The sequence below is a fragment of the Nonomuraea sp. NPDC049378 genome (genome assembly GCF_055586745.1).
The window spans coordinates 343,245-369,118 of sequence record NZ_JBVJHP010000011.1 but is presented as its reverse complement, the minus strand read 5'-3'; the positions used below and the strand labels follow the sequence as shown (position 1 = coordinate 369,118).

Annotated in this window: 22 protein-coding genes; 8 read left to right on the top strand and 14 right to left on the bottom strand. The window is 69.6% G+C overall.

What is annotated here, in order from left to right; all coding sequences use genetic code 11:
- Positions 1–94: 94 nt before the first annotated feature.
- Positions 95–577 (bottom strand): GNAT family N-acetyltransferase, encoded by a 483-nt coding sequence (locus ACZ6SA_RS25365; RefSeq protein WP_465830823.1) that lies wholly within the window; start codon positions 575–577, stop codon positions 95–97.
- 347 nt (positions 578–924) lie between these two features.
- Positions 925–1,689: a PhzF family phenazine biosynthesis protein gene (locus ACZ6SA_RS25360; protein ID WP_465830836.1), complete on the bottom strand. Its 765-nt coding sequence runs from the start codon at positions 1,687–1,689 to the stop codon at positions 925–927.
- A 168-nt stretch (positions 1,690–1,857) separates the two neighbouring features.
- Here ACZ6SA_RS25360 and ACZ6SA_RS25355 point away from each other — a divergent pair, with 168 nt between their 5' ends.
- Positions 1,858–2,241: a cell division protein SepF gene (locus ACZ6SA_RS25355; RefSeq protein WP_132331033.1), complete on the top strand. Its 384-nt coding sequence runs from the start codon at positions 1,858–1,860 to the stop codon at positions 2,239–2,241.
- 390 nt (positions 2,242–2,631) lie between these two features.
- On the opposite strand, the gene ACZ6SA_RS25350 is transcribed toward ACZ6SA_RS25355, so the two are convergent.
- The 5 genes from ACZ6SA_RS25350 to ACZ6SA_RS25330 form a co-directional block, all read right to left on the bottom strand.
- Complete coding sequence (locus tag ACZ6SA_RS25350; protein ID WP_465830820.1) at positions 2,632–3,921, bottom strand: hypothetical protein; 1,290 nt, start codon at positions 3,919–3,921, stop codon at positions 2,632–2,634.
- Positions 3,922–4,082: 161 nt separating this feature from the next.
- Positions 4,083–5,810: an arginine--tRNA ligase gene (gene argS, locus ACZ6SA_RS25345; protein WP_465830818.1), complete on the bottom strand. Its 1,728-nt coding sequence runs from the start codon at positions 5,808–5,810 to the stop codon at positions 4,083–4,085.
- The gene (locus tag ACZ6SA_RS25340) at positions 5,807–8,119 is read right to left on the bottom strand and encodes an HAD-IC family P-type ATPase (RefSeq protein WP_465830816.1); all 2,313 of its coding nucleotides are present in this window, start codon (positions 8,117–8,119) and stop codon (positions 5,807–5,809) included. The genes argS and ACZ6SA_RS25340 overlap by 4 nt, the downstream gene beginning before the upstream one ends.
- A 41-nt stretch (positions 8,120–8,160) precedes the next feature.
- Positions 8,161–9,180, bottom strand: coding sequence for a phosphate acyltransferase PlsX (gene plsX, locus ACZ6SA_RS25335; RefSeq protein WP_347645556.1), 1,020 nt, complete (start codon positions 9,178–9,180; stop codon positions 8,161–8,163).
- Positions 9,181–9,355: 175 nt separating this feature from the next.
- The gene (locus tag ACZ6SA_RS25330) at positions 9,356–9,913 is read right to left on the bottom strand and encodes a DUF1707 SHOCT-like domain-containing protein (RefSeq protein ID WP_347645557.1); all 558 of its coding nucleotides are present in this window, start codon (positions 9,911–9,913) and stop codon (positions 9,356–9,358) included.
- Between the two features lie 176 nt (positions 9,914–10,089).
- Between ACZ6SA_RS25330 and ACZ6SA_RS25325 the strand changes: the two genes are divergently transcribed.
- Positions 10,090–11,406: a KamA family radical SAM protein gene (locus tag ACZ6SA_RS25325; RefSeq protein WP_347645558.1), complete on the top strand. Its 1,317-nt coding sequence runs from the start codon at positions 10,090–10,092 to the stop codon at positions 11,404–11,406.
- A gap of 460 nt (positions 11,407–11,866) precedes the next feature.
- Positions 11,867–12,694, top strand: a complete 828-nt coding sequence (locus ACZ6SA_RS25320) for a hypothetical protein (protein WP_347645559.1) — start codon at positions 11,867–11,869, stop codon at positions 12,692–12,694.
- A gap of 835 nt (positions 12,695–13,529) precedes the next feature.
- Here the strand turns inward: ACZ6SA_RS25320 and ACZ6SA_RS25315 are convergent.
- From ACZ6SA_RS25315 to ACZ6SA_RS25305, 3 genes are all read right to left on the bottom strand, one after another.
- Positions 13,530–13,685, bottom strand: coding sequence for a hypothetical protein (locus ACZ6SA_RS25315; protein ID WP_165977444.1), 156 nt, complete (start codon positions 13,683–13,685; stop codon positions 13,530–13,532).
- 188 nt (positions 13,686–13,873) lie between these two features.
- The gene (locus ACZ6SA_RS25310; RefSeq protein WP_347645560.1) at positions 13,874–14,740 is read right to left on the bottom strand and encodes an ABC transporter ATP-binding protein; all 867 of its coding nucleotides are present in this window, start codon (positions 14,738–14,740) and stop codon (positions 13,874–13,876) included.
- The gene (locus ACZ6SA_RS25305; protein WP_347645561.1) at positions 14,733–15,668 is read right to left on the bottom strand and encodes an ABC transporter permease; all 936 of its coding nucleotides are present in this window, start codon (positions 15,666–15,668) and stop codon (positions 14,733–14,735) included. The genes ACZ6SA_RS25310 and ACZ6SA_RS25305 overlap by 8 nt, the downstream gene beginning before the upstream one ends.
- Positions 15,669–16,281: 613 nt before the next feature.
- Between ACZ6SA_RS25305 and ACZ6SA_RS25300 the strand changes: the two genes are divergently transcribed.
- From ACZ6SA_RS25300 to ACZ6SA_RS25280, 5 genes are all read left to right on the top strand, one after another.
- The gene (locus ACZ6SA_RS25300; protein ID WP_465830812.1) at positions 16,282–17,790 is read left to right on the top strand and encodes a peptide ABC transporter substrate-binding protein; all 1,509 of its coding nucleotides are present in this window, start codon (positions 16,282–16,284) and stop codon (positions 17,788–17,790) included.
- Between the two features lie 126 nt (positions 17,791–17,916).
- Positions 17,917–18,861: an ABC transporter permease gene (locus ACZ6SA_RS25295; protein WP_465830810.1), complete on the top strand. Its 945-nt coding sequence runs from the start codon at positions 17,917–17,919 to the stop codon at positions 18,859–18,861.
- Positions 18,854–19,822 carry an ABC transporter permease gene (locus ACZ6SA_RS25290; protein ID WP_347645564.1) on the top strand — a complete coding sequence of 323 codons (969 nt, stop codon included), beginning with the start codon at positions 18,854–18,856 and terminating at the stop codon, positions 19,820–19,822. Before ACZ6SA_RS25295 ends, ACZ6SA_RS25290 begins: the two co-directional genes overlap by 8 nt.
- 13 nt (positions 19,823–19,835) lie before the next feature.
- Positions 19,836–20,882 (top strand): ABC transporter ATP-binding protein, encoded by a 1,047-nt coding sequence (locus tag ACZ6SA_RS25285; protein ID WP_347645565.1) that lies wholly within the window; start codon positions 19,836–19,838, stop codon positions 20,880–20,882.
- Positions 20,866–21,882, top strand: coding sequence for an ABC transporter ATP-binding protein (locus ACZ6SA_RS25280; protein ID WP_347624307.1), 1,017 nt, complete (start codon positions 20,866–20,868; stop codon positions 21,880–21,882). The genes ACZ6SA_RS25285 and ACZ6SA_RS25280 overlap by 17 nt, the downstream gene beginning before the upstream one ends.
- A gap of 53 nt (positions 21,883–21,935) precedes the next feature.
- Here the strand turns inward: ACZ6SA_RS25280 and ACZ6SA_RS25275 are convergent, their stop codons facing one another.
- The 4 genes from ACZ6SA_RS25275 to ACZ6SA_RS25260 form a co-directional block, all read right to left on the bottom strand.
- Positions 21,936–23,120 (bottom strand): lipid-transfer protein, encoded by a 1,185-nt coding sequence (locus ACZ6SA_RS25275; protein WP_443152439.1) that lies wholly within the window; start codon positions 23,118–23,120, stop codon positions 21,936–21,938.
- Entirely contained in the window at positions 23,117–23,521 is a 405-nt protein-coding gene (locus ACZ6SA_RS25270) for a Zn-ribbon domain-containing OB-fold protein (protein WP_347645566.1), read from the bottom strand. The genes ACZ6SA_RS25275 and ACZ6SA_RS25270 overlap by 4 nt, the downstream gene beginning before the upstream one ends.
- Before the next feature lie 25 nt (positions 23,522–23,546).
- Entirely contained in the window at positions 23,547–24,695 is a 1,149-nt protein-coding gene (locus ACZ6SA_RS25265) for a S8 family serine peptidase (RefSeq protein WP_465830807.1), read from the bottom strand.
- 352 nt (positions 24,696–25,047) lie between these two features.
- On the bottom strand, positions 25,048–25,854 hold the full coding sequence (locus ACZ6SA_RS25260) for an SAM hydrolase/SAM-dependent halogenase family protein (protein WP_347645568.1): 807 nt from the start codon (positions 25,852–25,854) through the stop codon (positions 25,048–25,050).
- Positions 25,855–25,874 lie beyond the last annotated feature (20 nt).

Here is a 25,874-nt window from a genome sequence, read left to right as displayed (position 1 = left end):
CACTCGGGAGGGTGTGGGAGAGTAGGTCACCGCCGGACAATCTTTGTGGAGGGGGTTTCGACGCTGAGCGCGTCGGGACCCCCTCTTTTTTGTGTCACCCGAAGGGCTTGGGAGGGACGGCGAGGCGGTAGACCTGCCGGGAGCCGCCCTCCGGCCCGGGGTCGGTGGCCTCGGCAGGGGTGAAGCCGAGCCGCTCGTAGAAGGCGCGTGCACCGCTGGCGGAAGCGCCAGGGTGGTCGGCGCCGAAGGTGACCACCTCGACGCTGCCCGGGCCGCGTACGTACCTGCGCATCGCGTCAGCCATCAGTGCCCGGCCGACGCCCTGCCCCCGCGCCTGCTCCGAGACGACGAGCCATCGGACGTGGTAGGTCGGGGCATGGGATGTCCCGAACAACAGCCCGCCGAGGAGACCCGGGCCCGACGAGACTGCGACGAGCGCCGTCGATCGGCGGAGGTTCTTGCGCACGGCGTCGTGGAAGCCGGACTCGGCGACCATGGGCCCGAACCAGTGTTCGACCTCGGACGCCAAGCTGAGAAAACCGGGGAAGTCGTGCTCGTCCGCGACTCTGATCCTCATTTGTGCAGTGTGCCATGTTCGGTGCACGTCGCTGAGAGGGGATCTGTTACGCGTGGGCAGGATCGTGTCGGGTGGCCCTTCGGCGGACGAGGTTGTGACGGTCGGGCACATGGTCGGCGCCTCCACCGGAGTCACGGGAACGGTGGTTGGTGGTGGCGGGTTGGTCGATGCGCCGCGCCGTGATGGCGGCCGGGCAGAGGCATGGCGATGCTGCGCTCGGCCGGGTGGTGTGCCGACCATGTTCGGTTCGCTGGCTTTCGGCGAGGAGGGCATGACGAACGGAGGGCCTCCGCGCACGTGACGTTCGCGGTTGTGGACCCGGGGCCCGCTTTCCCTGGATGGAGCTCTCAGACGTTCAGGGTGCCGGAGAGCACCGTTACGGCCCGGCCGGCCAGGTGGACGCGGTCACCGTGGTGAGTCACGTGTACGAGGCCCCCTCTGTCCGACAGCTGGGCCCCCACCAGGGAAGATCGGCCGAGGCGGGTCGACCAGTACGGTGAGAGCGCGCAGTGGGCCGAGCCCGTCACCGGATCTTCTGGGACGCCGACGTTGGGGGCGAAGAAGCGGGAGACGAAGTCGGTCTCGGTGCCCCGCGCGGTGACGATGACACCTCTCGCGTCGACGGCGGCCAGGGCTGGAATATCGGGGGTCAGTGACCGTACCGATTCCTCTGACTCGAGCTCGACCAGCAGGTCGAGGTGGCTTTTTCCGACGCGGACCGGGGTCGCTCCGAGCGCTTTCTCCAGGCCGGCGGGAACGGTGGAGGGGGTCACCTCCTTCGCCGGGAAATCCATGGTGATCATGCCGTCGGAGCGACGATTCACGGTAAGCGTCCCGCTGGCCGTGGTGAATTCGAGCCGGCCGCTCGCCGCCCCGGTCGAATAGAGCACGTGGGCGGTCGCGAGGGTGGCGTGACCGCAGAGCGTGACCTCGACCATGGGCGTGAACCAGCGCAGAGAATCTCCGAGCAGGTAGGCGGTCTCGGAGAGGTTCATCTCGGCGGCTACGCTCTGCATCCATCGGTCAGTAACCGGAGAGTCCAGCAGGCAGACCGCTGCGGGATTACCCTTGAAAGCTGTGTCCGTGAAGGCGTCCACAGTGAAGAGGCGCATGTGCTCGATGCTATCCAAGGGTCGGATATCCAGCTGCAACCGGGCTGCAAGCCGTACAAAATGGAATTAGTCCTGGGCGTGTCGCGTGGCGAATGCGGAATCGTCGGTTACCGTCCAATGTGTAGGGACGTGCCGATTACGGTGAGTTCCTGAGGAAAGGACAAGCCGATGGGGGCTGTGCGCAAGGTGGTGAGCTACCTTGGCCTGGGCGGAATCGACCAATACGACGAGGGCTACGACGACGACGGGCACTACGAGGACGAATACGTGCCGGCTACGGAGCGGGCTGCCAGACGGTGGCGCGCGAACGTCGACTCGTCACGCATCGTGATGGTCCAGCCGCTCAAGTACAACGACGCGCCGATGATCGGTCAGCACTTCCGTGACGGGCAGACGGTGATCATGGACGTCACGGGCATGCCGATGCCCGAGGCGACGAGGATGGTCGACTTCGCCGCAGGGCTGGCCTTCGGGTGCGAGGGAAGGATCGAGCGCATCGCCGACCGCGTCTTCCTGCTCGCGCCGGCACACGTGGAGATCGAGGTTTCGTAGGAGACCCGCTGTGATGCGGGCCGCGGGTCTCCTGACGGGACCGGAGCTCCTTGTCGCGTGCGGGCGCGACGGGACGGCGGCCGGGTCACACCGAAACGGGCTGCGGTGCGGTCGCACGTTCAGCCCCGCAGGCCCGGCCTGCAGGTCCGTCCGCGATGGCGGGCCGGTGAAAGCCCCACGTGTGCGGGTCTCAACCCCACGTGCGGGCGGGGAAGCCCGGCTCTTGCAGCACCGTACGGGCAGGGAAGCCCGATGCGGGCCCTGAGGCTCTGTACGGCGTGAACCACTGAGTGGCGAGGAAGCCCGGTACCGGGGCTGTGTCAAAGGCGGCTGCGCGTTCTCGAGTCCACCGTGGGTGAGGAAGCCAGGTGCCTGCCTTCGGCGGGAAGCTCAGCCTGCGCGCGGGCCGCGGCGGATCAGGCGGGCCAGCTCCACCGCGTCGGCGGCGGCCTGCCTCGCGCGGGCATCGGCTTCGCGGGCGTAGGCGTGCAGGGCCCACACCGCCCCCTCGGCCAGCTCTTTCAGCTCGCCCACCTGGGCCGTCACGTAGCGGGCGTCGGCTTCGACGAGCTTGCGGCGCAGCCAGAGCTGCCAGCCCGCCAGGCCGATCATGGCCACGGCGGCCGCGACGAGCAGGTGGTTGAGGAAGACGGCGCCGACGAGGCAGGCGACCCCGGCGACGATCAGCACCATGGCGGCCCATGGCCGGCCGCGGGGTACGACCCCGTCGGCGACGATGGCCTTCTCGGCGGCGGCCATCGAGAGCTCGTCGGGACCCTCGGGCCGCAGGTGGATGCGGTGGCCGAGCAGCGGCACCGTCAGCGTCTCCGGCGGCTCCAGCCGGCTGTCGGCCTCCAGTTCCTCGGCGACGCCCCGCAGGATGGGCGCAGCCACGTGGAGGGCGATCGCCGCCAGATGGGGGTCGGCGCCGGGGTGCAGGTCGTCGAGCAGGTGTGAGCTGAGCGAGGCCATCGGGCCGGCCGGTCCGCTCTGGCCGATCAGCGAGCGCAGCACGGCGAGTGGTTCGTCCTCGGCCCAGGACGTGGCGGGGCTGCCGGTGCTGTTGTCGAGCGGGGCAGAGGAGTCGTGGTCGGACTGCCGGGCCGAGGTGATCTCGGAGACGCGGCCGCGCAACCTCGCCAGGCGGGCGGCGGCCACCGCGGGCTTGGCCAGTTCGGGGATCTCCGCCATCTCGGGGAAGTCGACGAGGGACGGCGGCACGACGACCGACGGCTCGTCCGGCACCAGTGACCGCATCCACTGCTGCGGGTCGGCGTGTTCCTGCACGGCCAGCACGTCGAGCTTGCGCAGCACGAAGATCTTGCCGGCGGGGCCGTAGGCGCCTCTGGCGGCGGCCAGCCAGAGGGAGCGCTGCCCGTGGGTGACCGGCCGGTCGAGGGACAACTCGCCGAAGGCGGTGCCGAGCCATGAGGCGTGGATGCGGCTGCCCTGCCCGGACACGGCCAGGGCCAGGCAGAGGAAGAGCGCGGTCTGTTGCTGGTCGCGCCCTGCCGCCCTGCTCAGCGGCTCGAGGGGGTCGTCGCCGGCGAGGATGGCGACCAGCGCTTCGACGGCGGGAGGCAGCCAGTAGCCGGGGATGTCGCGGAAGCCCGGGGCGGCGGGAGGTGCGGAGCCGTTGGCGGCGAGGTGTGCGAGCAACGCCTCCGCGTAGCGATGCACCTCCGTCGCTGCTTGGGGGCTCGCAGTCAGGTCCGTGCTCAAGGCAGAGAACTCCCCCATTTCGGCCTCAGTTCATGACCGCGTAAAGCCTAGCCGCTGGGGCGCGCCAACTCGGTGAAGGCGCGCCCACGACGGAACGGGAGCTTTGGGTCAACTGCGTGTTACATGCGCTCGGGGACAGGGACGCCCAGAAGGCCGAGCCCGGTCTCCAGCACGGCCATGGTCAGCGCGCACAACGCGAGGCGGGAGGCGCGCGTCTCCGGCGGCACTTCCGGCCGGAGCACCGGGCACTGCTCGTAGAACGTGCTCAGGAGGCTGGAGGTCTCGTAGAGGAAGGCGCACAGCCGGTGGGGCTCGGACTGCTCGGCCACCTGCTCGACGAGCGAGCCGAAACCGAGCAGATGGAGGGCCAGGGCGCGCTCGGCGGGGTCGCCCAGCAGGATCGGGCCCTTCGCGTCGGAGGGTTCGATGCCGGCCCGGCGGAAGATGGAGCGGATCCGGGCCGTGGCGTACTGCATATAGGGGCCGGTGTTGCCGGTGAAGGCGAGCATGCGGTCGAAGTCGAGGACGTATTCGCTGTCGTGACTGACCGACAAGTCAGCATATTTCACTGCACCCATGCCGACAGCACGCGCGATCTCGCTCTTCGTGGCCTCGTCGTAGCCCCGGTCGGAGATCGCCGCCGTGGCCCGGGCGATGGCCTCCTGCAGCAGGTCGAACAGCTTGATGGACTCGCCGGAACGGGTCTTGAACCGGCGGCCGTCCTTGCCGAGCATCATGCCGATCTGGACGTGCTCGGCCGAGACCGTGTCGGGCAGCCAGCCCGCCACCCGCGCCGCCGCGAACACCATGCGGAAGTGCAGCGCCTGCTCGGACCCCACGACGTAGAGGATGCGGTCGGCCTTGAGGTCGTGGACGCGGTAGCGGATGGCCGCCATGTCGGTGGAGGCGTAGCCGTAGCCCCCGTCGCTCTTCCTGATGATGAGCGGCAGAGGCTTGTCGTCGGAGCCGGTGAAGCCGGGCGGGAACACGCAGAGCGCGCCGTCGCTGATCACCGCCGCCCCGGAGGCCTCCAGGTCGTCGCACGTCTTCTGGAGCATGGGGTTGTACATGCTCTCGCCGGCGAGGTCGGCGTCGGTCAGCGTGACGCCGAGCAGCTGGTAGACCTTGTTGAAGTAGCGGACGGTGGCGTCCATGAACGCGTGCCAGAGCCGCATCGTGTCGGGGTCGCCGGACTGCAGCGTGGTCACCCGCACCCGGGCGCGCTGCTTGAACGCCTCGTCGCCGTCGAACTTGGCCCGCGCCGCCTGATAGAACTCCGTGCCCATGCCGGCCTCGAGTTGCGCGACCGCGGTCTCCTCGCCGATGTCGAGCAGGTGCTCGACGAGCATGCCGAACGGGGTGCCCCAGTCGCCCAGGTGGTTCTGCCTGATCACGGTGTTGCCGAGGTGCTCGTGCAGGCGAGCCAGCGAGTCGCCGACGATCGTCGTGCGCAGGTGGCCGACGTGCATCTCCTTGGCCGCGTTGGGCGCGGAGTAGTCGATCACCACGGTCTGGGAGGGCGCGATCGAGCCGACGCCCAGCCGCGGGTCGGCCAGCACGCGCTGGGCCTCGGACTCGATCCACGAGTCGTCGAGAGTGATGTTGAGAAAGCCGGGGCCGCTGACGTCGACCGTGCCGGGGAAGTCGGACAGCGCGCTCTTGATCGCCTCGGCGACCTCCCGCGGCGCCCGTCGCAGTCGCTTGGCCAGGCTCATCGCGACGTTCGCCTGGAAGTCGGCGAACTGGGAGGGCCGGATCAGCGGGTCTGCATCGGCGTGCTCGGGGCCGAACGCGTGCGCCAGCGCCTGCTGGACGCGCTCGGTGAGCACAATCTGCGGGTCGGTCATGCTTTAAGGGTACCGGCGAGCCTGACCGCGATGCTGATCGCCGCGGCCGCCACGACGGAGATGCCGACGGCCGTCAGATCCCTGGCCACGTCGCCGGGCTGGAGCGCGAAGAACTCCCTGACGAAGGGCAGCGTCAGGCTGACGGCGAACAGCACGGCCATGGCGCCGACGAGGACCGTACGCCACCAGTTGAGCGGCCTGGCGATCAGCACGAGCACCCACCAGGTGGTGAGGAAGAGCGCGATCACCGCGGACGTCTGGGTCTGGACGAGCGTCGTCGTGCTGTCGTGGGCGGCCCAGAACGCCAGCAGCACCGCCGCCGCGCACAACACCCCGGCGGGTACGGCGAAGCGCAGCACCCGGGGGACGAACCCGGGTCTGGCGCGTTCGAGCGTGGGCGTGAGCGCGAGGAAGAGCACGGGGATGCCGATGGTCAGGGCGTTCGTCAGCGTCGAGTGGCGTGGCGCGAAAGGGAACATCAGCCCCGCCAGCCCGACGACCACCGACAACACGATCGCGTAGAAGCTCTTGGTGAGGAACAGGTGGGAGACGCGTTCGATGTTGGCCAGCACCCGGCGGCCCTCGCCCACGAGGTGCGGCAGCGTGGCGAACCTGTCGTCCAGCAGCACCACCTGGGCGACCGCCTTGGTGGCCGGGCTGCCCGCCCCCATCGCGATGCCCAGGTCGGCGTCCTTCAGCGCGAGCACGTCGTTGACGCCGTCGCCGGTCATGGCCACGGTGTGGCCGCGGGACTGGAGGGCGGCGACGAACTCGCGTTTCTGCCGCGGGGAGACCCGGCCGAAGACCGTGTGGGAGTCCAGTAGTTCGCCGAGCCTGTCCGGGTCGTCACGCGGCAACGTCCTGGCGTCGATCGAGTGTTCGCCGCCGGGGATGCCCAGGCCGGTCGCGATCGCCGAGACCGCGTCGGGGTTGTCTCCGGAGATGACCTTGACCGTCACGCCCTGCTCGCCGAAGTAGCGCAGGGTGTCTCGCGCGTCGGGCCTGACACGCTGCGTGAAGGTGACGAGGGCGACGGGCTCGGGCTCCGCCCATGACGCGTCCGCCGACAGGACGTCCGTACGGCACAACAGCAGCACGCGGGTGCCGTCGGCGGCCAGCTCGGCGGCCCTGTCGTAACAGTCGCCCCCGTCGAGCAGCACGTCGGGAGCCCCCAGCACCCAGGTGCCGCGCTCGCCGAAGTCGGCGCCGCTCCACTTGCGCGTGGAGGAGAACAGCACGGTCGCGCGGGCCACCCACCCGTCCTCGACCCCGGGGAAGCGGGCGCGGATGGCCTGGGCGGTGGCGTTGGGCTGCTGGTCGAGGTGGGCGAGGGCGGCCAGCGCCACCTCGACCGGCTGGCCGTCGCGCAGCGGTAGCACCCGGTCGAGGTCCATCCCGCCGGCCGTGAGGGTGCCGGTCTTGTCCAGGCATAGCACGTCGACCCTGGCCAGCCCTTCGACCGCGGGCAGCTCCTGGACGAGGCACTTGCGCCGCCCGAGGCGTACGACGCCGACGGCGAAGGCGATCGAGGTCATCAGCACCAGGCCCTCGGGGATCATGGTGACGATGCCCGCGACCGCGCCGGTGACCGCGGTGCCGAGATCGGCGGAGTTGCTGAGCTGGCTGTAGAGCAGCAGGCCGCCGACCGGGATCAGGAGCCAGGTGACGTACTTGATGAAGCCGGCGATGCCGTCCCGCAGCTCGGAGTGGGCGAGGTGGAACTTGCTGGCCTCCTCCGCGAGCCGCACGGCGTACGCGTCGGTGCCGACCTTCGTGGCGACGAACGCGCCGGAGCCCGCGACGGCGAAGCTGCCCGACAGGACCTCGTCGCCCGGCCGCTTGTGCACGGGGTCGGCCTCGCCGGTCAGCAGGGACTCGTCCACCTCCAGCCCGTCGGACTCGACGACCTCGCCGTCGACCAGCAGGCGCTCGCCCGGGCCGAGCAGGATGAGGTCGCCGAGGACGATCTGGCGTGCCTCGATCCGCTGCTCGCTTCCGTCGCGGCGGACGCGTACGGGAGCCTCGTTGATCACCGCGAGGCGGTCGAGCGTGCGCTTGGCGCGCAGCTCCTGGACGATGCCGATCAGCGCGTTGGCCACGATGATCAGCCCGAACATGACGTCCTGCCACTCGCCGAAGACGAGCACGAGGACGCTGAGCACCCCGATGACGAGGTTGAACAGCGTCAGGACGTTGGATCTGAGGATCGCGCTCAACGACCTGCTCGAGCGGCGCGGGACATCGTTGGTCTGCGCCCGCGCCACCTGTGCGGGAGTCAGGCCCCGCAGCGTTGAGGCAAGCCCGTCCACATGTCCCCCTGTTGCGTGGATCGGTCTCACACCCTAAAGGGTCACCACAGCCTGTGGGAGCGATGCGTGGCGGCGATCCGCTCGCCGACCTCGGTGACGATGCCGCTCGACGACAGGTCGTCCGCGAGCCGGCAGGCCGCGCTGATCGCCTGGGCCCTGGACGAGCCGTGGGCGATGACGACGGTGCCGTTCAGCCCGAGCAGGACGGCGCCGCCGTATGCCTCGGCGTCGAGGCGGCGGCGCAGCTCGCGCAGGCGCGAGCGCTGCATGGCGGCGCCGAGCCTGGCCAGCCTGCTGTCGCCGATGCTCTCCTGGAGCTCGGCGAACGCGTAGCGGACCGCGCCCTCCATGGTCTTGAGCGCCACGTTGCCGGTGAAGCCGTCGGTGGTGATCACGTCGGCCTGGCCGGTCAGCAGGTCGTAGCCCTCGACGTTGCCGGTGAAGTGGATGCCGGGAGAGCCCTGCAGCAGCTCGTGTGCGCGCTTGACGAGCTTGTTGCCCTTCTCGGCCTCGGCGCCGATGGTCAGCAGGCCGACCCTGGGCTGCTCGACGCCGTGGGCCAGCTCGGCGTAGGCGGCGCCGAGATGGGCGAACTGGACCAGCATCTCCGGCTTGGCCTCGGCGTTGGCCCCGGCGTCGAGCAGCAGGGTGGGGTGCGGGAGCGTGGGCAGGGCGACGGCTATGGCCGGCCTGAGCACGCCCTGCTGGCCTTTCAGCCTGAGCCTGCCGGTGGCGACGATGGCCGCGGTGGAGCCGGCGGAGACCACCGCGCCCGCGTCGCCGCGGCGTACGAGGTGGCAGGCGACGGCGAGGCTGGAGCGGGGGCGGCGCAGGCTGGCCAGCGCGCCCTCGTCCATGGCCAGGGCCTCCTCGGCCCGGACGATCGGGATCTCCCTCGTCGCGTCGTGGTCGGCGAGCGCTTCGTAGAGCACGCGGGGCGAGCCGACGAGAACGACGCGCAGGCCGCGCTCGCGTACGGCGTGGACCGCTCCCGCCACGATCTCGTGCGGTGCGTGGTCGCCGCCCATGGCGTCGAGCGCGATGGGCCTGCTGTCGGACAATGATCACCTCGTACGGCATCGAGCCCGCCGTCATGGCTTGGCCGGAACGCGGGCTCGGATGTCCGCATCGTAGGCACGGCAGTGCCAGGTTAACCGGCGGGTAGGCCCTCCTGGTTCCCGCATGGGGCGGTTCCAGTCGTGCCGGGCCCGTTCGCCGTCGCGAGGCGGGGCGCCGTCAGCGCAGGTTCCAGTCGGACATCCCGCGCGACACGATCACCTTGGAGAACTTCGACGCCCCCGTGACCCGGATCAGCGGACCGTCGGCCTCGGAGCCGCCGGTCACGTTGCGCTTGCCGAACATCGAGCTGCCCTCGTCGATCACGTGGGCGTTCTCGGGGACGCGCACGATCAGCTTGCTGAACCAGGCGTTCGTCTCGATCGTGATCTCGCGGCCGGGCAGGACGGCGTCGGACAGGTCGATGATCAGCGCGCCGAACCGCGCGGACAGCCTGGTGTTCCTGGAGGCGACCCAGCGGCCCTTGCGCACGACCTTGCTGAACTTCGAGTCGATGACCTGCTGCTCGATGGCGGTGGGCACGCCGGCGGCGGATATGTCGGGCAGGTCTTTGGTGATGGGGACGAGCTCCCCGACCGTTTTCGCCGTGTAGGTGAGATCGAGGCGGTCGGCGTGCTCGACGCTGGTGAGTCTGCCTGCGGCGAGCGCCTCGGACAGCACGGCGGCCACGCGGTCGCGGTCGTTGTCGGAGGCGCGAAGGTCCGGATCGTCGGTCACACGACGAGTGTAGGCCTATTCGCGATATGTCGCGAGTCTCGCCAAACCTCCAGAGAAACTTGGAGCCTGGTGGAACCGGTGACGCGACTGGGAGCGTCCGGGTATTAAGAACCGTAGACGCGCGACAGGGTCGTGAGGTTTACATCAGATCGAACAAAAAAGATGGGACAGGCCTAGTGATCTTGAACCAGGCAGGCACCCGACGCTTCAAGGCGTACACGTCCAAGCATCTCGACGAGCTCCTGCAGCGTGCGGGGCTCGGCGATGAGGAGCGGCTGAAGGTTCGCGCCGTGGCCACGGTGTTGCCGTTCCGGACGAACGCCTACGTCGTCGAGGAACTCATAGATTGGTCGGCCGCGCCCGACGACCCGATATACCGGCTCGTCTTCCCTCAGGAGGACATGCTGCCCGCGGAAGACGTCGCCCGGCTGGCCGACCTGCTCAAGGCCGAGGCGCCCAACGCCGAGATCCAGGCTGAGGCCAACCGCGTCCGCGCACAGCTCAACCCGCATCCCGCGGGCCAGAAGGAGCTCAACGTCCCGAAGATCGACGATGAGCCTGTCCCAGGCATGCAACACAAATATCCCGAGACCGTGCTGTTCTTCCCCAAGCAGGGGCAGACCTGTCACGCCTACTGCACCTACTGCTTCAGGTGGGCGCAGTTCGTCGGGGACGCGGACCTGAAGTTCGCCTCTGACGACATCGGCCAGATGGTGAGCTACATCCGCAGCCATCCCGAGGTCACCAGCGTCCTGATCACCGGCGGCGACGCCATGATCATGGGCGAGCCCGTCATCAGGCGATATATCGAGCCGCTCCTGGAGCTGGACCAGCTCGAGTCCATCCGCATCGGCACCAAGGCGCTGGCCTACTGGCCGCAGCGCTTCACCACCGACCCCGACGCTGACGCCACGCTCGGCCTGTTCGAGGAGGTCACGAAGGCGGGCAAGAACCTCGCGTTCATGGCCCACTTCTCGCACCCGCGCGAGCTGGAGTCGCCGCTGGTGGAGTCGGCGGTCAAGCGCATCCTCGGGAGCGGCGCCACGATCCGCACCCAGGCGCCGCTGATCAGGTCCATCAACGACGACCCCGCCGTGTGGGAGCGCATGTGGCGGCGCCAGCTCAGGATGGGGATGATTCCCTACTACATGTTCGTCGAGCGCGACACGGGTCCCCAGGACTACTTCGCGGTGCCGCTGGCCCGTGCGTACGAGATCTTCCGGGACGCCTACGCGTCCGTCTCCGGGCTCTGCCGCACGGTCCGCGGTCCGTCGATGTCCGCCACGCCCGGAAAGGTGTGCGTCGACGGCGTCACGGAGATCGCCGGGGAGCGGGTCTTCATGCTCCACCTCATCCAGGCGCGCGACCCCTCACTCGTGAGGCGGCCGTTCTTCGCGCGCTACGATCCGACCGCGGTGTGGCTGAGCGACCTCCGGCCGGCCTTCGCCGATCGTTTTCCGTTCGAGCAGGAGGAAGCCCTGCTGCCCGTCTGACGGTCGCGCGCGTCCAACGCGACCGGAAAATTACGCCCCGGCCCGTGACATTTGTTTTCGCGACCCATTGTTCACGGGCCGAAGGGTGGTTATGAGGCGGCCCGCGCGAAGTGCGCCGCGCGGGCGTGCACTATCAGAAACAAGACCCTCCTATTTCCGTTTTGTCTCCCCGCTCAACGCTCCCCCCTCACTCGGTAACCGTGCTGCAAACCCCTTCTACATGGGCATTCATGAGCCTGCGGCCGGTCACAGCGAGTGATAGAACTGCTGGCGTAGCTCAGCCGTGACGGCACGCCCGATGTGGTGCCCATAGCGCGTACGCCACGGCATTCGGGGGTTATCGATTCGCATTTCCACCGCATTCGAGAGCGATCGATCACGAGCCGGGAAGGCAATCATGAATCGAGTAGTCAAGGCGGCTGTAGCCGTCACAACATTTGGCTTGGCGGCGGCTTTGGCCGTGCCGGCCCAAGCGGACGTCCTCTCCGGCAGCCGGAGCGCAGGCACCACCGCGACGAGCCCGCTCGGCGGCGGCGGGATCACCGGCGAGCTGGTCAGCGCGCTCTTCGGCGTGCCCGCCCAGCCGCGGGGGCTGACAGAGGCCGAGAGGGACGCTCTGGCCGAGTACCGGAGGATAGCCGACAACCAGCGGCGGACCATGGGCACGCCCAACTCGGCCGAGGACGTCACCAAGGGTGGCGACCCGCTGGCCGAGCTGTCGCCGATCGTCGGCGGGATGGGGGTCCGTAACAGCCGCGGCGCGAAGTCGTCGCTGCCCCTGCTGTCGGGCGCGGCCCGCATGGCGGAGGCGGCGAACCCGTCGGCCAAGGCGTTCCGGCAGGGCAGGAGCGAGGTCGCCACCCAGGCCGCGACCGTGCACGGCGTTGTCGCCGCCCTGGCCGGCCTGGCCGAGTCGTCCCTCGGCAACACGCTGGTCAAGCTGCCGGTCACCGAGGGCGCGCCCGTCAAGGGCGTCGCGGCGCAGACCTCCGCGTCCGGTCTCACGCAGGCCGCCAAGAACGCGCTGCCGGGCATGCCCGGTGGACGGCTGTCCACGGTGATCGGGAAGGTCGCGCCCGCCGAGGCGGCCCCGGTCGCCGAGGCGCTGCCCGGCCTGCCCAGGGCCGCCACCCTGGACGAGCTCACGCCGCTCGTCCGGGAGGCCTCGGGCGCCCTCGAGACCAGCGGCACCAAGGCCGCCGCGTCGCACCGTGACGTGATGACCGCGCTCGGATGGTCCACCGGCGCGCTGACGAGCTCGGTGCGGAACTCCTGGGACCGCGACTAGCCGACGGCGGAGGCGCCGGCGAGCGTGGCTCGCCGGGGGCCGGCACGAGGGTTCGCGGGCGTCACAGGTGCCGACGCCGGGAGCCAGGTCGTGCCGGTGACCCGTAGGCCGTCTCCTCGGCAGGAGGAGCGGGACATCGCCGTCCACGGATAGGGATCTCACCGTGGCGGGGACGCCGTCGTGCTGACGTGCCAGGCCGGTGGGGCGCTCACAGGTGCCGAGCGCTCCGGGCCGGCCGCGCGTGGGTCGCGAGTCGTCGCGCGCACGGGCCGCGCACGCGGGTGATCTCATGACGGGCGAGGGCGGACGCGTCCGAGCCCGGGGCGAGCTCGCGCACCGCGCCGCCACTGCAGGGCGGCGGCGCCGCACGAGCCGCCCGCCGCCGGCCCCACCCCGGGGCCGGCGGCATGCTTTCTCCCCCTCCCTTTACGGCACCGCCAAGGTCACCCCACCCGCCGAACGTGGCTGAGGGCCTCCAGGGAGACGCCGTCTGACCGCCACGTGGCGGGCCGCCGACACGCGCGCATCGCCGGCCGTCAGCACGGCCTGCCCGTGCGCCGGGTCCAAGGCCGGACCTGCCGCCCGGGACGCGCCCGGGAACGCGTCGACGACGCGGGTGGCTCGACGAGCGGCGAGCGCATGCAGTGCGGGCCCGAGTGGGCCCTTTCCCGCGACGTGGTGGAACGATGGCGTTGGTCTCGTCAGGACGGCGTGTCGCGGCGGGGCGGAGGGAGACCGCACGAGCCGTGCGGCGGGGCCAGGGCAGACCGGCGCGATGCGGCCGGGATCGGGCGGCCCGACGCCGTGCGGGGGCGGAGAGCGGCGCCGTGCGGGCTCAGGGGAGTCGGACGCCGGTGCGGCGGGCTATCTGGGCCTGCAGCCTGGCCATCTGCCAGTGCAGCTCCAGGAGCTGCTCGGCGAGCTGCATCCGCGGGATCTCGGACACGTCTTCGGTGGCCAGGTGGTCAATCGCGGCCGAAAGCTCTCCCATCGCGCGCTCCCACTCCATCGCCGTTCCCCAGATCGAATTGGCGTTCGAATTCTATCGGAACGGCAGGCTCGCTGTCAGTCATTAACCCCTCCCGTCGCCGGCGTTTCGCACACGCGATCGAAGGCCGGGCACGACGAAAGGCGCCACACCGGCGGCGGGGTCGGTGTGGCGACAGCGTGGGGGCGGGGTCAGCCCTTGTTGTAGGCGGCGATGACCTCTTTCGGGTCGCCGTCCATCTTGATCTTGCCTTTGTGCAGCCAGATGACGCGGTTGCAGGTCTCCTCGATGACCTTGTGGTCGTGGGCGACGAGGAAGACCGTGCCGGCCGACTCACGGATCTTGCGGATCCGCTCCTGGCTCTTCTTGCGGAACTCGCGGTCGCCGGTCGCCAGGGCCTCGTCGATCAGCAGGACGTCGTGGGTCTTGGCGGAGGAGATGGCGAAGCGCAGGCGGGCGCCCATGCCGGAGGAGTAGGTGGACATGGGCAGCTGGACGAACTCGTCGATGCCGGAGAAGTCGACGATCTCCTGATATTTCTCGCGGACCTCGGCCGGTGTCATGCCCATGGCGTAGCAGCCGAGCACGATGTTGCGCTCGCCGGTCAACTCGCGCATGAGAGCCGCGTTGACGCCGAGCAGCGACGGCTGGCCGTCGGTGTAGACGGCTCCTTTGTGCGGCGGCAGCAGGCCCGCGATGGCCCGCAGCAGCGTGGACTTGCCCGAGCCGTTGCGCCCCACGATGCCGATGGCGTCGCCGTGGTAGGCCACGAACGTGACGCCCTTGACCGCGTGGACCTCTTTCATCTGCGGGCGTCCCTGGCGCTTCAGAAGGCGTGTGAGGGCGTTGACCGCGTTGCCCTTCTCGCTCTCCGAGGCCGCGCCGTAGACACGGTAGACGATGTGGAGGTCGTCGACGATGACGGTCGGAGTGCCCGTGGGGACGTCAAGAGGCCGCTTGCCCGAGGGCTCCGGGTTGGGATGCACCTTGACATCCTTGCCCGGGACGGCGGGCTTCTCGCCCTTCACCTGTGACAGCTCCTTGGTCAGTTCAGCCACGCCCGTACCTCTCCTCGGACCGCCAGAAGTACCAGAAGCCGAAGCCGAGCACGAACACCGCCCAGAATACGCAAGACAGCACCACCGTCGCCGGGGGGTGGTAACCGTACTGCTGGTTGTGCGACCCGATGAGGATCTCGCGCATCCACTCGATGTAGGAGGCGGCGGGGTTGAGGTACATCACGTCCGCCACCCACTGCGGCAACTCCGCCTTCCCGACGACCTTGTCCTGGATCGAGAAGAACACGCCCGAGGCGTAGAGCCAGGTGCGGGAGATGAACGGCAGCAACTGGTTGAGGTCGCGCATCTGCGCGCCGAGCCGGGCGACCACCAGGCCCATCCCGACATTGAACATCGTCTGGAGCAGCAGCACCACCGGGATCATGAGCCAGAACCACGTCGGCCACTCGCCGGTGGCCCAGACGATGGTGAGGAGGACGCCCATGGAGATGGCGAGCTGCTGGAGCTCCTGGATCGTGTAGGCGAGCGGCAGCGAGGCCCTGGGGAAGTGCAGGGCCCGGATCATCGACAGGTTGCCGGAGATCGACTTGGCGCCGGCGGTGACCGTGCGCTGCGTGTAGGTGAAGATGAACATCCCGGTCAGCAGGAACGCCGGGTAGTTGTCGATGCCGTCTCTGCCGCCGAGGACGACACCGAACATCACGTAGTAGATGCCCGCGTTGAGCAGGGGAGTCAGCACCTGCCACAGCTGGCCGAGCGCCGAGCTCGAGTATTTCGAGACGTTGCGCGAGGTCGCGTATGTCAGGATGAAGTGGCGGCGCTGCCACAACTGGCGCAGGTAGACAGGGAACCTCGGCCGCGCGATGGCACGGCGAAGCCCATATCGCTTGGCGAGCTTGGCCAGCGGCTCCTGCCCGCTTCGGCCGCCCGCCTGGGCGTCCGCGACAGCGGATTCCGGCTGGCTCATGGCAAGGACTCTATTGGATCCCAGTCGGTGAGGTGCCTGTCGCACGGGTCGGCGACAGTCAGTTGGACGGAGTCTCGGGACGCTGGGTTCCAAGGCGCCGTCAAGACCTGCTCAACCGTAGCTCAGCCGGGCGGGGTGTGGCGGCGTGTGGCGGCAAGGGCGCGAGCGCCTTCGTGTAGGGGGTAATTTTCATCGGCAGTTCACGTCCATGCAGGACCTGCTTGGTGTGGTCTGTACCGTTCCATACTGATAGGGCTAAATGTCTGTGACGGTTGATGGGCGTACGTGTGACCGAACTGCAACGCGCCAGAGACGTCCTGGTGGCAAGTAGTGAGGGATAGTCGCGATCGACTGGCAGGGCGTCGGCTGGTTTGACCATGTCAGCCAAACCCGGGGGGATACCAGGACCCCCCGTCAGGCTGCTCACGATCACCGCAGCTCAGCGCTTACGCCCACCTGTAGAGGGAGGAAATCTTTCACCATGCGTGTTACTAAGGGCGCACAGATCGTCGCCGGTACCGCGCTGCTGGCCCTCGCGGTTGCCGCGTGTGGCGGCGGTGCCTCGGACAGCGGTGGCACTGCCGCGGGCGGCGGGGACACCACGCCGGTCCGCATGGAAGTCGGTGAGCCTCAGGAGCTCCTGGTTCCGCAGAACACCACCGAGACCGAAGGCTCCGAGGTTCTCGCCGCGCTTTTCTCTCCGCTTGTCGGCTACGACGAGAACAAGCAGCCAGTCGAGGAGGCCGCCGAGTCGATCACGACCGAAGACAGCAAGGTCTGGACGATCAAGCTGAAGTCCGGTTACACGTGGCACGACGGCACCGCCGTGACGGCAGCCGACTACGCGCGCGCGTGGAACTACGCGGCGCTCCAGGACAACGCCATGAGCGCGTCCTACTTCTTCGGGCGCATCGACGGCTACGAGGACGTCCACCCGGGCGAGGGCAAGAAGCCGTCGGCCAAGGAGATGAAGGGTCTCAAGGTCGTCGACGACCTCACGCTCGAGGTCACGCTCGCGGCGCCGTTCTCGCAGTTCAAGACCATGCTGGGTTACACCGCCTTCTACCCGATGCCCGAGTCGGCCCTCGGCCCCGACGGCAAGGTGACCCAGGCCTACGGCGAGCAGCCGATCGGTCAGGGCCTGTTCAAGCTGGACAAGCCCTACAAGAAGGGCACCGACGCGACCATCGAGGCGTCGGTGTACGACAAGTTCCCGGGCAAGAAGCCCTCGAACTGGACGAAGCTCCAGTTCAAGGTCTACACCAGCTCCGAGACGGCGTACAACGACCTCCAGGCCGAGAACCTCGACGTCCACGACTCGCTGCCTCCCTCCGCGATCGCCAGCGCCAAGGCCGCGCTCGGTGACCGCTACTTCGACGAGGCCGACGCCTCCATCGGCTACATCGGCGTCCCGCTGAAGTACAACCCCGACTTCCAGGACGTGCAGGTCCGCCGGGCCATCTCGCTGGCCATCGACAGGAAGACCATCGCCGAGACGGTCTTCTCCGGCACCCGCGCGCCCGCCGACGACTTCATCAACCCGGCCATCCCCGGCTACCGCCAGGGCGCCTGTGACGCGTGCACGTACAACCCGGCCGAGGCCAAGAAGCTGTACGACGAGGCGGGCGGCCCCAAGACCATCGAGATCGGCTACAACGCCGACGGCGGCCACAAGGAGTGGATCGAGGCCGTCGCCAACAACCTCCGCGCCAACCTGGGTATCGACGTCACGCCCAAGCCGTTCGAGAAGTTCCAGGGCATCCTGGACGCGCTGGACAACAAGGAGTACAAGGGCCTGTTCCGCATGGGCTGGGCGATCGACTACCCGGCGGCCGAGAACTACCTGACCCCGATCTTCGCCACCGGGGCCATCGCGTCCGGCTCCAACTACGGCGGCTACTCGAACAAGGAGTTCGACGAGCTGCTGCAGAAGGGCGACCAGGCGACCGACGCCGCCGAGGGCCTGAAGTTCTACCAGCAGGCCGACGACATCCTGATCAAGGAACTCCCGTACATCCCGGTCTACTTCTACCGGAGCAACTTCGGGCACTCCACTAAGGTGAAGAACGTCAAGCTCAACCTGCTCAACCAGATTGACTGGGCAGACGTCGAGAAGGCCTGACGTCGTTCGCCGGGGTGGGCGGCCGCGCCGTCCACCCGTCGGAGGGCTGAACTTGGAGGCAGCCGCTCGAGCCGGGTAGTTCGCGGACTCCGAGGGCTGCCTCCAGGTGTGTACCGGAGGGCTTGAATGGGCCGTTATGTCATCAGGCGCTTGATCCAGGCGATCCCCGTCCTGTTCGGCGCCACGCTACTCATCTTCTGCATCGTCTTCGCGCTGCCCGGAGACCCCGTCGCGGCGTTGTTCGGGGACAAGCGCCCCGACCCCGCGATCGCCGAGGTCCTGCGCGAGCAATACCACCTCAACGATCCGCTGCTGGTGCAGTACTGGTACTACATCAGCGGCGTGCTCTTCCAAGGCGACTTCGGCGTCAACTTCGCCGACGTGCCCGTTTCCCAGGTCATGGCGGGCAAGTTCCAGGTCACCCTGAACCTCGCATTGACAGCGCTGGTCATGGAGGCCGTCATCGGCGTCGGGCTCGGTCTCTGGGCCGCGCTGCGCAGGGGCAAGGCCACCGACACCATGATCCTCGCCTCGACGCTGCTGTTCATCTCAGTCCCGACGCTGGTGACGGGGTTCGTGCTGCAGCTCCTGCTCGGCGTGAAACTGAAACAGTGGACGGGCGCCGACATCTTCCCCGTCGCCGGCACTTTCGCCGGCTGGCGCAGCTACCTGCTGCCCGGCTTCGTGCTGGCGGGAACGTCGATCGCCTATCTGACCAGGCTCACCAGGACCAGCCTGGCGGAGACCCTGAGGGCCGACTACATCCGCACGGCCACGGCCAAGGGCCTGTCGAGACGCCGCGTCATCGGCAGGCACGGGTTGCGCAACGCGTTGATCCCGCTGGTCACCTTTCTGGGCGCCGACCTCGGCAACCTGATGGGCGGCGCGGTCATCACCGAGACGATCTTCAACCTGCAGGGGATTGGAAATCAGCTCTTCCAGTCGGTTTACTTGCGGGAACAACCGGTGGTCGTGGGCATCGTCACCATCCTGGTGCTGATCTACATCCTGGCCAACCTGGTCGTCGACATGTTGTACGCCCTGCTCGACCCGAGGATCCGCTATGAGTAACCCAACCCCGCCGGTCGGGCCCGGGCTCCCGGATACGCAGACCTTGGTCACGGAGCCCACCCAGGCACCGGAACGCGAGGGCAAGAAGCCCAAGGGCGGCAAGCCCGCCAGCCTGTGGACCGACGCGTGGTACGACCTACGGCGCCGGCCGATGTTCATCATCTCGGTGATCATCATCTTCGTGCTGCTGGTCATGTCGTTCTGGCCGTCGCTGTTCACCTCGATCGACCCGTTCAACGCCAGGAGCTGCGACCTGTCGACGGCGCGTCAGGGGCCCAGCCCCGGCCACCTGTTCGGCAGGGACAACCTGGGCTGCGACCTCTACTCCAGGACGATCTACGGCGCCCGGAACTCGATCATCATCGGCGTGTTCACCACGATCGTCACCACGCTGATCGGCAGCCTGCTCGGCATCATCGCCGGCTACAAGGGCGGCGCCGTCGACGCGGTGTCCTCGCGGTTCACCGAGATCTTCTTCGCCATCCCCGCGATCCTCGGCGCGCTGCTGATCGCGGCCACCTTCCGCGGCAAGGCCAACAGCATCCTGCTGGTCATCGTCGCGCTGGGAGTGCTCGGCTGGCCGATGACGTACCGCATCATGAGAGCGGCCGTGATCACCGCGAAGAGCCAGGACTTCGTGGTGGCCGCCAGGGCGCTGGGAGCGGGAGCGGGCCGGATCATGTTCCGGCACCTGCTGCCCAACTCGCTCGCGCCGGTCATCGTCGTGGCCACGATCAACCTGGGCGGTTTCATCGCCGCCGAGGCCGCGCTGTCGTTCCTGGGCGTCGGCGTGCTGTCCCCGGACATCTCGTGGGGTCTGATGATCGCCGACGCGCGCAACCGGTTCCTGGAGGCGCCGCTCCCGCTGGTGTTCCCTGCGGCGTTCCTGTGCGTCACCGTGCTCGCGTTCATCATGATGGGCGACGCGGTGCGCGACGCGCTCGACCCGAAGCTCAGGTAGAAGGGGGGATCACGTGAAGAAGACGTCAGCGGACGTGCTGCCTGAGCTCTCCGAAGGAGGGGCGCTGGGCGACCATCCACTGCTCGCGGTCGACAACCTGCACGTGGAGTTCCGCACCCGCGCCGGGATCGTACGCGCGGTCAACGGGGTGAGCTACACCGTCAACCCCGGCGAGACGCTCGCGGTGCTGGGCGAGTCCGGTTCGGGCAAGTCCGTGACCGCGCAGGCGATCATGGGCATTCTCGACATGCCGCCGGCGGTGATCCCCAAGGGGGAGATCCGCTTCAAGGGCACCAACCTGCTCCAGCTGTCGGAGGAGGCCCGCACGCAGGTGCGCGGCCAGCGGGTCGCGATGATCTTCCAGGACGCGCTCTCCGCGCTCAACCCGGTGTTCACCGTGGGCTGGCAGATCAGCGAGATGTTCCGGGTGCACCGGGGCATGTCCAAGGCCGACGGGCTGAAGAAGGCCGTCGAGCTGATGGACCGCGTGCGCATCCCGGCCGCCAAGCAGCGCGTCCACGACTACCCGCACCAGTTCTCCGGAGGCATGCGGCAGCGCATCATGATCGCCATGTCGATCGCGCTGGACCCCGAGGTGCTGATCGCGGACGAGCCGACCACGGCGCTCGACGTGACCGTCCAGGCCCAGATCATGGAGCTGCTGGCCGAGTTGCAGCGCGAGAGCCAGATGGGTCTCATCCTGATCACCCACGACCTGGGCGTCGTCGCCGACGTGGCCGACAAGATCGCCGTGATGTACGCGGGGCGCATCGTGGAGAACGCCCCCGTGCACGACATCTACAAGGGGCCCGCGCATCCGTACACGAAGGGCCTGCTGGAGTCGATCCCCCGGGTCGACCTCAAGGGCCACGAGCTGTACGCGATCAAGGGGTTGCCGCCCAACCTGCTCGACCTGCCGACGGGCTGCGCGTTCCACCCCCGGTGCCCGTACCGTCAGGACGACTGCGTGACCGACACGCCCCCGCTCCACGAGGTCAGCGGCACGCGGAACAGCGCCTGCCACTACTGGAGGGAGGTCCTCGATGGCGAGCTCCAGTGAGCGCATCCTCGAGGTGCGCGACCTGGTCAAGCACTTCCCGCTCACCCAGGGCATCGTGGTCAAGAGGCAGATCGGCGCCATCAAGGCCGTCGACGGCGTCTCGTTCGACCTGCACAAGGGCGAGACGCTGGGCATCGTGGGCGAGTCGGGCTGCGGCAAGTCCACCCTCGCCAAGGTCCTCATGGCGCTCGAACGGCCCACGTCGGGCTCGGTGACGATCAACGGCCGGGACATCGCCAAGGCCAGGGGCAACGAGCTCAAGCGCATGCGGCGCAACATCCAGATGGTGATGCAGGACCCGTACACCTCGCTGAACCCCCGGATGACCGTCGGTGACATCATCGGCGAGCCGTACGAGATCCACACCGAGGTGGCGCCCAAGGGCGACCGCCGCACGAAGGTGCAGGAACTGCTGGAGGTCGTGGGCCTCAACCCCGACCACATCAACCGCTACCCGCACCAGTTCTCCGGCGGCCAGCGGCAGCGCATCGGCATCGCCCGCGGGCTGGCGCTGCAGCCGGAGATCATCGTCTGCGACGAGCCGGTGTCGGCCCTCGACGTGTCGATCCAGGCGCAGGTCATCAACCTGCTGGAGCGGCTGCAGAACGAGTTCGACCTGGCGTACATCTTCATCGCCCACGACCTGTCGGTGGTGCGCCACATCTCCGACCGGGTCGGGGTGATGTACCTCGGCAAGTTCGTGGAGCTCGGCAAGGACACCGAGATCTACGACCGGCCGGCGCACCCGTACACGCAGGCGCTGCTGTCGGCGGTGCCGGTGCCCGACCCCGAGGGGCGGGAGCAGCGCGAGCGCATCATCCTCCAGGGCGATCCGCCGTCGCCCGCCAACCCGCCGTCGGGCTGCCGGTTCCGCACGCGGTGCTGGAAGGCGCAGGAGATCTGCGCGGAGGAGGAGCCGCTGCTGCAGATCCGGCCGGGCACGGCGCACGAGAGCGCCTGCCACTTCGCCGAGACGCACGACGTCGTCCACGTCGGCTGAACCACCCTGCACGGCGCAGGCCCTCCGAGCCCTGCTCGGAGGGCCTGCGCGTCTCAGAGGGTGGCGATGAGGGCGGAGCCGTGGCCGAAGAGGCCCTGGTTGACGGCCAGGCCGACGCGGGGGCGGAGAACCTGGCGAGGGCCCGCGCGCTCGCGCAACTGGGTGGTGAGCTCGCAGAGCTGGGCGATGGCCTGGGCGGGGACGGCCTCGCCGAACGAGGCCAGCCCGCCCGACGGGTTGACCGGGAGGCGGCCACCGACGGCCGTCTCGCCGGCGCGCAGCAGCTTGTCCGCCTCCCCCGGCGGGCACAGGCCGGCGTCCTCCATCCAGTCCAGTTCCAGCGCCGTCGACAGGTCGTACACCTCCGCCAGCGAGACCTCCTCGGGCCCCACCCCGGCCTCCTCGTAGGCGGCGTGCGCGATCGCCGCCCTGAACGGCCTCTCGGGCGGCGGAACTGCGGCCCAGGAGTCGGTGGCGAAGTTCGGGAGTTCCAGGACGGCGCTGGGGAAGGTCGGTGTGACGGTGGCCACGGCGGCCAGGCGTACCAGGGGGGTCGTGCCGCGGCGGCGGGCGTACTCCTCCGAGGCGAGCACCACGGCGGCGCCCCCGTCGGAGGTGGCGCAGATGTCCATCAGCCGCAGAGGATCGGCGACCATGGGGGAGGCCAGCACCTCGTCCACGGTGACGGGCCTGCGGTAGCGGGCCATGGGGTTGAGCGAGCCGGCCCGCGCGTTCTTGACCTTGACGGCGGCGAAGTCGGCGCGGGTGGAGCCGTGGACGGCCATGCGCCTGCGGGCGTAGAGGCCGAAGTACGCGGGGTTGGTGGCGCCGAGGAGCCGGAAGCGCAGCCAGTCGGGGTCGTCGGGCCGGTCGCCGCCCACCGGCGCGAAGAAGCCCTTGGGCGTGGAGTCCGCCCCCACGACCAGGGCGACCTCGCACAGGCCCGCCAGGATGCGGGTGCGCGCGATGTCGACGGCCTGGGCGCCCGAGGCGCAGGCGGCGTAGCAGGACGCGATCCTGGCGCCCGACCAGCCGAGCGCCTGGGCGTAGGTGGCGCCGGCGACGAAGCCGGGGTAGCCGTTCCTGATCGTGTCCGCGCCGACGAGGAAGTCCACGTCGGTCCAGGCCACGCCGGCGTCGTCCAGGGCCGCGCGGGCGGCCGCCACGCCGTACTCCACGAAGGGACGGCCCCACTTGCCCCAGGGGTGCATGCCCGCGCCCAGCACCACGACGCTCATGACGGCCGCCGCCACATCCACACCTGGGGCCCGTCGGCCAGCGGGCCCGAGGTGAGCTCCAGTTCCATGCCCACCTCCAGCTCGGCCACCGTCAGGCCCGTGACCTGGCCGAGCACCACGATGCCCGCCTCTTCCAGCTCGACCGCGGCCAGGGTCACCGGCTCGTACGGCTCCGCCGCCACGTACGGCGCCGGCGGCGGGTAGCAGGCGTTCGTGTACGACCAGACCCGCCCGCGTCTCGGCAGCCGGACCTCGCGCAGCTCCGTGCCGCCGCAGCGGGGGTCGGGGCAGAGGCCGTGCCGCGGCGGGAAGCAGACGGTGCCGCAGTCCGCGCATCCGGTGCCGAGGAGGCGGACGCCGTCGTGGTCGATGGCGAACCAGCCGTCGATCGCAAACGTCATAGCCGGAGTATCACACAAGCGCTTGCTAGGTTACATCCCTTCGCCGCCTGCGCTGCGTCACCAGCACCCGCGCCGACATCGCCGCCACCAGCATCACCATGCCCGCGATCACCGGCGTCCTGGAGGACGGCGGCGCCTCGCAGAAATACGGTCCCGGCGCCACGCCGCCTGGCGCCGGCACGTCCAGCCGGCCGGCCGCCCGCAGGGCGAGCGCCGCGTCGACCACCCCGTGCCCGTAGGCGCGGCTGTGGCCGCCGGCCGGCCGCCGCCTGGTGCCGAGCTCGATGGCCCGCCGCACGTGGTACGGCGACAGGCTCGGATGCGCCGACCTGATCAGGGCCGCCACGCCCGCGACCATGGCCGCGGCCGAGCTGGTGCCGTCGCCGATCACGTACGAGCGGCGACCGTCGGCCGTCACGATGTCCGTGCCGGGCGCGACCACCGAGACGTAGTCCTGCCTGTTGGAGAACCCGGCCACCGCGAGCCGCCGGTCCACGGCGCCCACGGCGATCACGCCGGGGTAGGCGGCGGGGAAGTTCTTCCTGTTCGCGGCGGCGCCGTCGTTGCCCGACGAGGCCACGAGCACGGCGCCCCTGGCGATCGCGTACTGGACGGCCGCCTCCTCCGTCGCCGAGCCCTCCCAGGAGCCGCTGCCCCCGCCGAGCGACATGCTGATCACCTCGGCGCCGTGGTCGGCCGCGTAGCGGATGCCCCTGGCCAGCGCGTTGCGCCCGCCCGAGCGCTGCTTCTTGCGCTGCGGGTCGCCGTTGTCCAGCGTGACCCTGACGGACAGCACCTTGGCGTCCGGCGCCACCCCGAGGACGCCGCCCTCACGCTTTTCACCGTGCCCGTGACCGGCGATCAGGCTGGCCATGGCGGTGCCGTGGCGCCCCCACCGGTGCGGGCTCCTGGCCACCCCGGTCAGGTCGGGCCCCTGGATCACGGCGCCCGCCAGGTCGGGGTGGCGGCCGTTCACGCCCGTGTCGAGCACGGCCACCACGGCGCCCGCGCCCTTGCTCGTCCGCCAGGCGTCGGGCAGCCGCATCGCGCCGAGCTGCCACTGGCCGGCCCGCGCGACCCGGCCGACGTCGTCGGAGGCGCTCGGAGCGGCGACGCCCAGCACCGTGCCCACTGCCAGCGCTGACACCAGGGCGGGCACGAGGATCCTGCTCATCCGGTCAGCGCCCGGTGCGGTGCCGTCGCGGGCCGTCCGGTGCTGGAGAGGGCCGGCGGCGGGCCGCCGACACCCACCCCGGCAGGCATGTACGTGACTCGCGCGCCCGGGCGGAGGCCTGGCACGGTGAAGATCGGTCGGACTAACCGGCGTTCGGGCACGGGAGGCTCCGGGGCAGGCAGGAGCGGGGACGACATCGGCAGCGGGACAACGGAGGGCTGGTACACGTCGACCTCGAAAGGGAGGGGGAGGGGACGTTTGACCGGCATTCTGACACGCGACCGCTGCGCCAGCCCGACGCTTCAGTAAACAGACCGATACGCGGAGTAATTCCGATCTGTGGCTTTTCGCCCTAGGAAAGAGGGGAAAGCCGGACATGTGCTCCGGGTGGGAGCCCCAGGCGCTGCGCCGCGTCACCGGAGTTCACGGCGATCGCGATCAGCCCTGCCGAGTCCGCGAACGCGACCAGTTCCCCTGGCGGCACCGCCGAGAACGTCTCCCGGTACGGCAGCGAGAGCTGCCGCCGCCCCAGCCGCACCCCCAGCGTGTCTCCCACCCGCACGCCCAGCGCGTGCAGGTCGCCCGCCGTGATCGACAACTGCGTGTTGCCGTAGCGGTCGACCGAGACGACCTCGCCCTCCACCGAGCCCTCACGCAACTGGGAGGTCGGCTCCGGCAGCGAGACCAGCCTGCCGACCGGGATCTCCGGCCCCAGCTCCGCCGGGCTCAGCCCGCCGCACAACCGCGCGGCCACCGGCGCGAACACGTCACGCCCGGGAAACGTGGGCGAGACCGGCCGCAGGAAGTGCCGCTCGTCGCTGATCTCGTGGGCCGCCTGCGCGCCGCCGCCGGCGCGCACGGCCCACGACAGCAGCCCGTTGTCGGGCCCGATGAACACCCGGCCGCCCGCCTCCACGGCCACCGCGCGCCTGGACGCGCCCGCCCCCGGATCGACCGCGGCGATGTGGACGCCCGCGGGAAGGTAGGGGATGGTCTGGGCGAGCACGGCCGCGCCGCGTCGTACGTCCCCCGCGGGGATCAGGTGGCACACGTCGATCACCCTGGCCTCGGGGGCGATCCCGGCGATCACTCCATGGCAGGCCGCCACATAGCCGTCTTCGAGCCCATAGTCCGTGAGCAGCGTGATTACTGAGGTCACATTTGGTGACTGTACGTCTG